At 73.4% G+C, this 7,394-nt stretch carries 6 protein-coding genes; 5 read left to right on the top strand and 1 reads right to left on the bottom strand.

Going from position 1 to position 7,394, the window contains the following annotated elements; translation table 11 throughout:
- Positions 1–105 precede the first annotated feature (105 nt).
- The 4 genes from FK498_RS15820 to FK498_RS15805 are packed head-to-tail and all read left to right on the top strand — an operon-like array spanning position 106 to position 3,220.
- Positions 106–1,134, top strand: coding sequence for a radical SAM protein (locus tag FK498_RS15820; RefSeq protein WP_202614880.1), 1,029 nt, complete (start codon positions 106–108; stop codon positions 1,132–1,134).
- Positions 1,109–1,420, top strand: coding sequence for a hypothetical protein (locus FK498_RS15815; protein WP_141856222.1), 312 nt, complete (start codon positions 1,109–1,111; stop codon positions 1,418–1,420). The genes FK498_RS15820 and FK498_RS15815 overlap by 26 nt, the downstream gene beginning before the upstream one ends.
- A complete protein-coding gene (locus tag FK498_RS15810) occupies positions 1,417–1,992 on the top strand; it encodes a hypothetical protein (RefSeq protein WP_141856220.1) in 576 nt (191 codons plus the stop codon). Before FK498_RS15815 ends, FK498_RS15810 begins: the two co-directional genes overlap by 4 nt.
- A gap of 7 nt (positions 1,993–1,999) precedes the next feature.
- On the top strand, positions 2,000–3,220 hold the full coding sequence (locus FK498_RS15805) for an MFS transporter (protein WP_141856218.1): 1,221 nt from the start codon (positions 2,000–2,002) through the stop codon (positions 3,218–3,220).
- Here the strand turns inward: FK498_RS15805 and FK498_RS15800 are convergent, their stop codons facing one another.
- Complete coding sequence (locus tag FK498_RS15800; RefSeq protein WP_141856216.1) at positions 3,221–4,438, bottom strand: NADP-dependent isocitrate dehydrogenase; 1,218 nt, start codon at positions 4,436–4,438, stop codon at positions 3,221–3,223. It abuts the gene before it with no gap.
- 267 nt (positions 4,439–4,705) lie between these two features.
- On the opposite strand from FK498_RS15800, the gene FK498_RS15795 reads away from it, so the two are divergent.
- Positions 4,706–7,394 (top strand): PAS-domain containing protein (locus tag FK498_RS15795; RefSeq protein WP_141856214.1); only part of this gene is annotated, 2,689 nt, incomplete at its 3' end.

The raw sequence follows: 7,394 nt of genomic DNA, 5'->3' as shown, positions 1-7,394 counted from the left end.
CCCGCTGCCCGTCGCCTCCACCGACCCCGCCGGCACCGAGCGCGCCGGCGCCGGCCTGCTCGATGCCGCCGCCGCCGTCGCGGCGGTGCGCGCGATGATCGGGTCATGACCCTGCCGCCCGACCCGGCGACCGGCGCGCCGTGGATGGCGCGGCCGATGAAGCTGACGCTCTGCCTGACCGCGCGTTGCCCGCTCGCCTGCCGCCTCTGCTACGCCGAGTGCGGCGCCCGCCCGGCCGCCGAGGAACTCGACACCGCGACCTGGCTGCGGCTGATCGACGCGCTCGCCGAGGCGGGCGTGATCAACGTCTTCGTCGAGGGCGGCGAGCCGCTCGCGCGCGCGGATGCCGAGACGATCCTCGCGCACGCGGCGGGACGCATGTTCACCACGCTGCGCACCCACGCGGTGACGATCGACGACCACGTGGCCGCGCGGCTGGCCGCCCTCGGCATCGGCCGCGTCTATGTCGACCTCCTCGCCGCGGATGCGGCGACGCATGACGCGCTGACCGCAACACCCGGCAGCTTCGCGGCCGCGACCGCCGGCATCGCCGCGCTGCGCCGCCACGGCCTGCCGGTCTCGATCCTGGCGATCCTCTGCCGCCCGAACGCCGCCGCGCTGCCGGCGCTGGCGCGGCTCGCCGCCGGGTCGGGGGCGGACGAGTTCGGCGTGCTGCGCCTCTACCCGCTCGGCCGCGCGCGGCGGAACTGGAGCGAGCTCGCGCTTCCGCTCGCCGAGCAGATGGCCGCACTCCGCGCCGTCGCCGCCGCCCTGCCGCCGGGGCTTCGGCTGATGCAGTCCTGGCACCCGAACGACGCGAACTGCTGCTGGCAGAACGCCGCGATCGATCCCTACGGCCGCGCGATCGGCTGCCCGTATCTGCGCGAATACGTCGACTACGGCGACCTGCGCACGACCCCCTGGCTCGAGACCTGGAACCATCCGCTCTATCGGCGCTTGCGTGCCGGCGCGGTCGAGGGGCACTGTCCCGACTGCGCATCGAGCCAGCTCACCCGCGGCGGCTGCCGCGCCACCGCCTATGCCTTCCACGGGCGCTGGGACGCGCCCGATCCGTTCTGCGAAACGATGAACCAGGGAACCGATCTCCGTGTTCTGCCCGACCGACCGGCTTGACCGGGCCCCCGGCGTGGTGCTGCGGCCGATGCCCGAATGGGGCCTCGCCTACGCCTACACGCGCGCGCGACCGGCGCTGACCGAGCTCAACGCCACCACCTGGCTGATCGCCATGCTGTGCGACGGGGCAACACTCGCCGAGATCGAGCGGGACTTCGCCGAGACGGTGCGGCGCGTGGCCGGCGGCAACGTCGCGCGCGACACGCTGCATCGCGGCCTCGCCCTTCTGGTCGAGGCCGGAATCGTCACCCGCACGCCCGGGGCCACGCAGGAGACCGCACCATGAGCCGCCGCGACCGCACCCTCCTCTTCCTCCGCGCGCTGATCGACGCCGACGGCGCGCTGGCCGAGCCGCGGGTCGAGCCGGTGCGTCTTTCCGTGCGCACGGCCGGCAGCATTCCGCCCAAGGCGGTGATGGCGGCCGCCGGCTACATCGTCGTCGTCTGGACCTGGCGCACGAAGCCCGGGATCTCGCGCACCGAGATCGAGGAGTGGGAACTCGCCCACGCCGCCACCTTCGACGTCGCCGAGAACGCGCCGCAGCCGATGCAGGCGACCGCGGGCGGCGAGATCCGGGACGCCGAGAGCGGCGCGGTGCCGGTGCGCCGCAAGCTCGCCTATCACGGCACGGTGCTGGCGAGGCGCAGCGTGTTCGCTCCGCCGGGGCGCACGCTGCAGACGCTCTGGGGCGCCTGGGGCGAGGGCCGAGGCTGGCTCGAGGCCGTGCTGAGCCGCGCGCCGGACACGATCACGCCGGAATGGCTCCAGCCGATCGCGCAGAGCGTGGTCGATCTGCGCACGCGGCTGATGGAGGGCGACCCGGAGGTCACCGTGATCGATCCGTCGCTGCCGCTGTAGCCGCGGCGTGCCGCCCGGCAAGTCCTTCCATCTCGCGCTGATCGTCTGTGCCCAGGTGCTGGGGCTCACCTTGTGGTTCTCCGGCACCGCCGCAGGGCCGCCGATGGCGCGCGAAGCGGTGCTGCCGGCGGGTTTTCTCGCCTGGCTGACGGGCGCCGTGCAGGCGGGCTTCGTCGCCGGCACGCTCGGCTCCGCCGCACTCGCCTTGTCCGACCGCTTCGACCCGCGGCGCCTGAGCGCGGGCGCGGCGCTGGTCGGTGCGGCAGCCAACGCGCTGATCCTCGCCCTGCCGGTGGGACATCCGGCAGTGCTCGCACTCCGTGCCGTCACGGGAGCCGCGCTTGCCGGCGTCTATCCCCCGGGGATGAAGCTCGCCGCGGGCTGGGCGGACCGCAACGACACGGGACTGCTGGTCGGCTTGCTCGTCGGCGGGGTGACGCTGGGCTCGGCCACCCCGCATCTCGCCAATGCGCTGGGCGGGCTCGACTGGCGCGTGACCGTCGCGGCGAGTTCCGCGGCCGCGGTCGCGGCCGCCGCGCTGATCCTCGCCGTGCGGCTCGGGCCGCGCCACGCCCCGGCGCCGCCCTTCCGCGCCGCCCACGCGGTGGCGCTGTTCCGCAATCGCGGCGCGCTGCTCGCCACCCTCGGCTATCTCGGCCACATGTGGGAGCTCTACGCGATGTGGGCCTGGATCGGACCCTATCTGGCGGCGAGCTTCGCCGCCTGGCGCGGCGCGCCCGACGGCACGGTCGGCGCGGCTGCGGCCTACGCCACCTTCGTGGTGATGGGCGCGGGCGCGGCCGGCTGCGTCGCCGCCGGGCTGCTCGCCGACCGCGTGGGGCGGACGCGCGTGACGATCTGGGCCATGGCGATCAGCGGCGGCTGCTGCCTGCTCGCGGGCCCCGCCTTCGGCGCCCATCCGGCGCTGGTGGTGGCACTCGGCCTCGTCTGGGGGGTGACGGTCGTGGCCGATTCGGCGCAGTTCTCGGCGAGCGTGGCGGAACTCGCCGAGCCGGGCCTCGTCGGCACGCTGCTGACGGTACAGACCTCGCTCGGCTTCGCACTCACCCTCGCCACCATCCAGGCCATGCCCTGGCTGGTCGCGCACCTCGGCTGGCAGGGCGGCGCCTTCGCTGTGCTGGCGATCGGGCCCGCGCTCGGCTGCCTCGCGATGGCGCGGCTCAGGGCAAGCCCGATGGCCGTGCGGCTGGCCGGCGGGAAGGGCTGATCAGGCCCCCATCGCGGCCTTCAGGTTGGCGTCGATCCGGTCGAGGAAGGCCTGGGTGTTCAGCCAGGGCTGGTCCTTGCCGATCAGCAGCGCGAGATCCTTGGTCATGTAGCCGGCCTCCACCGTCTCGATGCAGACGCGCTCGAGCGTCTCGGCGAACTTCACCACCTCGGGCGTGTCGTCGAACCGGCCGCGATAGGCGAGCCCGCGTGTCCAGGCGAAGATCGAGGCGATCGGGTTGGTCGAGGTCTCCTTGCCCGCCTGGTGGTCGCGGTAGTGGCGCGTCACCGTGCCGTGCGCGGCCTCGGCCTCGACGCACTTCCCGTCGGGCGTGAGCAGCACCGAGGTCATCAGCCCGAGCGAGCCGAAGCCCTGCGCCACCACGTCGGACTCGACGTCGCCGTCGTAGTTCTTGCAGGCCCAGACATAGCCGCCGCGCCACTTCAGCATGCAGGCGACCATGTCGTCGATCAGCCGGTGCTCGTAGGTCAGGCCGCGACGGTCGAACTCGGCCTTGAACTCGGCGGCGAAGACCTCCTCGAACACGTCCTTGAACATGCCGTCATAGGCCTTGAGGATCGTGTTCTTGGTCGAGAGATAGACCGGGTAGTTGCGCATCAGCCCGTAGTTGAAGCAGGCGCGCGCGAATCCCTCGATCGAGGCGCGCGTGTTGTGCATCCCGAGCGCGACTCCCGGGCCCTTCATGTCCATCACCTCGAGGGCGAGGCCGGGCGTGCCGTCATGCGGCGTCCAGGTGATCGTCACGGTGCCGGGGCCGGGGATCTTGAACTCGGCGGCGCGGTAGATGTCGCCATAGGCGTGGCGGCCGACCACGATCGGCTGGTCCCAGTGCGGCACCAGGCGCGGCACGTTGCGGCAGATGATCGGCTCGCGGAAGATCGTGCCGTCGAGGATGTTGCGGATCGTGCCGTTCGGGCTCTTCCACATCTTCTTCAGCCCGAACTCCTTCACGCGCGCCTCGTCGGGCGTGATGGTGGCGCATTTGACGGCGACGCCGTACTTTCGGGTCGCGTGCGCCGCCTCGACGGTGATCTGGTCGTTGGTCTCGTCGCGCTTCTGGATGCCGAGGTCGTAGTACTTCAGGTCGATGTCGAGATAGGGCAGGATGAGCTTGTCCTTGATGAAGCCCCAGATGATCCGCGTCATCTCGTCCCCGTCCATCTCGACGACGGGATTCTTCACCTTGATCTTGGGCATCGGCTCTTCCTCGGAAACGGGGGCGCGACGGGATGGCGCCGGACGGCGCCGCGCGGGCGGCCGGACCATAGTGAGACCGCCCCGCAGGGGCAAGACGGCGCGCCGCATGCAGCGGTTGCCCCGGACCGGGGCGGCGGGCAGCGTTGGCGCCCAGGGGGCTGCGGGCCCCCTGTCCTCGCGCCGCAGGCATCGGAGGATCCAGGCCGTGACGTCGTGCCCGGAGCCTCCCGGTCCGCCGCACCGGCCGAGCGCGCGGGCGGGCCTGCCGTGAGGGCCGCGCTGCCGCGACGGCTCGGCCTTCCGGCCGCGGGCGTGCTCGCCGTGCTGGTGCTGTGGGCGGCAGTGCTTGGCCAGCTCGCGCGCGAGCGCGCCCGGGCGATGGAGGAGACCGCTGAGCGCGCCGAGATCGCCGCGCTGGCGCTGCAGACGCATCTGCGGCGCGTGTTCGCCGCGGTCGACGAGGTGCTGCTGGCGCTCGTCGGGCAGGCCGAGGGACGGGCGGGAGCAGTCTCGCTGACCGGCCTTGCGGCGCGACTGGGGGCGATCGATCCGGCCCTGCTGGCGATTGCCGTGATCGATGCGGACGGGCGCGTCCTGGCCAGCACCCAGGGGCGCGTGGACGGCGTGGTGCTCGCCCATGATCGCGACTATGTGCGCGCCAACCTGCCCTTCGACCCGGCCCGGCCGATCATCGGCCGGCCTCTGCCGGAACCGATCTCCGGCCAGCCGGCGCTCAGCCTCTCGCGCCGGATCAGCCGTGACGGCGGCGGCTTCGGCGGCGTGGTCGTCGGCTTCATCGACCCGACCCTGCTCGCGAACGGCGAATGGCTGCGCGGCTTCGGCCCCGGCGCGACCGCGGCGGTCGTGCGCACCGACGCCATCGTGCTCGCCCGTTCGGGCGAGACCCTGCCGCCGCCGGGGGCGACCCTCGACCGGCCCGGGCTGATCGCAGCACTTCGCGGCAGCGCGCAAGGGGTCGTCGCCTCGATCGAGGAGGCCGACGAGGACAGCGGGCCGGTCGCGTTCCGCCATCTGCCGGACCTGCCGGTGGCTGCCGTGATCGCGACGTCGCGACAGGCCACGACGGCGGCGGTCAGGACGAGCGAGCAGCGCGCGCTCCTGGGCGCGGCGGCGATCACCCTCGCGCTCGGCGCGCTGATCGCAGCCCTCGCGATCGAGGCGCGCCGGCGCGCCCGCCGCGAGGCCGAACTCGATGCCGACCGGGCCCAGCTCGAAGCGGCGAACCGCGCGATCGCGCGCGCCAAGCGCCAGGCGGACGAGAAGACCGCCCTGCTCGAGACGACGCTCGCCAACCTCTCCGACGGCGTCACCGTCTTCGACGCGAATCTCCGCCTCGTCACCTGGAACGACCGGCTGCAGGACCTGCTCGGCCTGCCGGACGAGGTGCTCTACGAGGGCGCGCCCTACGAGGGCATCATCCGCGCCCAGGCCGGACGCGGCGAGTTCGGTGTGGTCGATGTCGAGACCGAGGTGCGCCGCCGCCTGGACGTGGTCCGCTCGGGGCGCTTCGGCGTCTACGAGCGCACCCGCCCCGACGGGCGGGTGATCGAGTTCAAGCGCACCGGCCTGCCCGGTGGCGGCTTCGTCACGATCTATACCGACGTCACCCCGCGTCGGCGCGCCGAGGAGCAGATGCGCCGCGCGCGCGAGATGGCGGAGGCCGCCTCGGCGGCGAAGTCGAGCTTCGTCGCCGTGGTCAGCCACGAGATCCGCACGCCGATGAACGCCGTGATCGGCACGCTCGGCCTGCTCGCCGAGACCCGGCTCGACGAGGAGCAGCGGCGCTACCTCGACACCGCGCGCGACAGCGCCGAGCATCTGCTGGCGATCATCAACGACATTCTCGACCTCTCGAAGATCGAGGCCGGACGGCTCGCGCTCGAGGCCTCCGACTTCTCGCTGCCGCAGCTCATGGCGGGCGTGGTCGAGCTGTTCCGGGCCTCGGCGCAGGCGCGCGGCTTGACGATCGCGCTCGAGATCGGCACCACCGTGCCCGAGCATCTGCGGGGGGATGCCGGGCGGATCCGCCAGATCCTGCTCAACCTGCTCTCCAATGCGGTGAAGTTCAGCCGCGGCGGCGACATCGTCGTCTCCGCCGAGAGCGCGCCTGCGGTCGGGATCGGCCTCGCCCCGCGCATCCGCTTCGCGGTGGCCGATCGCGGCCCGGGCATCCCGCCGGGCGAGCGGTCGCGCCTGTTCCAGCCCTTCTCCCAGCTCGAACCGCCCGATGCGCGGCGCACCGGCGGCACCGGGCTCGGGCTTGCCATCTGCCGGCGCCTGGTCGAGCTGCTGGGTGGTACGATCGGCGTCGAGGACCGCGCGGGCGGCGGGTCGGTCTTCGCCTTCACCCTGCCGCTCGCCCCGGCCGAGCGGGCACCGGAGCCGGCCGAGGATCCGGCGGAACCGGCCCGCCGCCCGCGCCGCGCGCGCGTGCTCCTGGCCGAGGACAGTCCGGCGAACCAGCTCGTCACCGCCACCTGGCTGCGCAAGGACGGACACCACGTCGACGTGGTCGCCAACGGGATCGAGGCGGTCGAGGCCGTGCGCGCGCGCCCCTACGACATCGTCTTCATGGACATGTTCATGCCGGAGATGGACGGGCTCGCCGCCACCGCGGCGATCCGCCGCCTGCCGCCGCCCGCCGGGACCGTGCCGATCGTCGCGCTCACCGCGAACGTCATGGCGGGCGACCGCGAGCGCTTCCTGGCTGCCGGCCTGAACGGCGTGCTGGCCAAGCCGGTGACGGGGCGGATGCTCGGTGCGGTGCTGCTCGAAATGCTCGGCGAGGCGACGGAGCCGGGCGCCGAGCCGCGGCCGCAGGCTGCCGCCGCCGCACCGCCGCTGCTCGATGCCGACCACGTCGCCCGGCTCGGCCGCGGCCTCGCTCCGGAGACCATCGCCTCGCTGGTCCGCGCCTGCGTGGACGACCTGCGCG

This window comes from Elioraea sp. Yellowstone (assembly GCF_006704265.1).
Lineage (GTDB): Bacteria > Pseudomonadota > Alphaproteobacteria > Acetobacterales > Acetobacteraceae > Elioraea.
Note: the sequence above shows the minus strand (reverse complement) of the source record. Positions and strands in the feature narration are given on the sequence as shown.

Excerpts from the sequence above, each read along its gene's own strand:
- FK498_RS15820 (WP_202614880.1), top strand. The coding sequence starts at position 106 with ATGACCCTGCCGCCCGACCCGGCGACCGGCGCGCCGTGGATGGCGCGG.
- FK498_RS15810 (WP_141856220.1), top strand. The coding sequence starts at position 1,417 with ATGAGCCGCCGCGACCGCACCCTCCTCTTCCTCCGCGCGCTGATCGAC.
- FK498_RS15800 (WP_141856216.1), bottom strand. The coding sequence starts at position 4,438 with ATGCCCAAGATCAAGGTGAAGAATCCCGTCGTCGAGATGGACGGGGAC.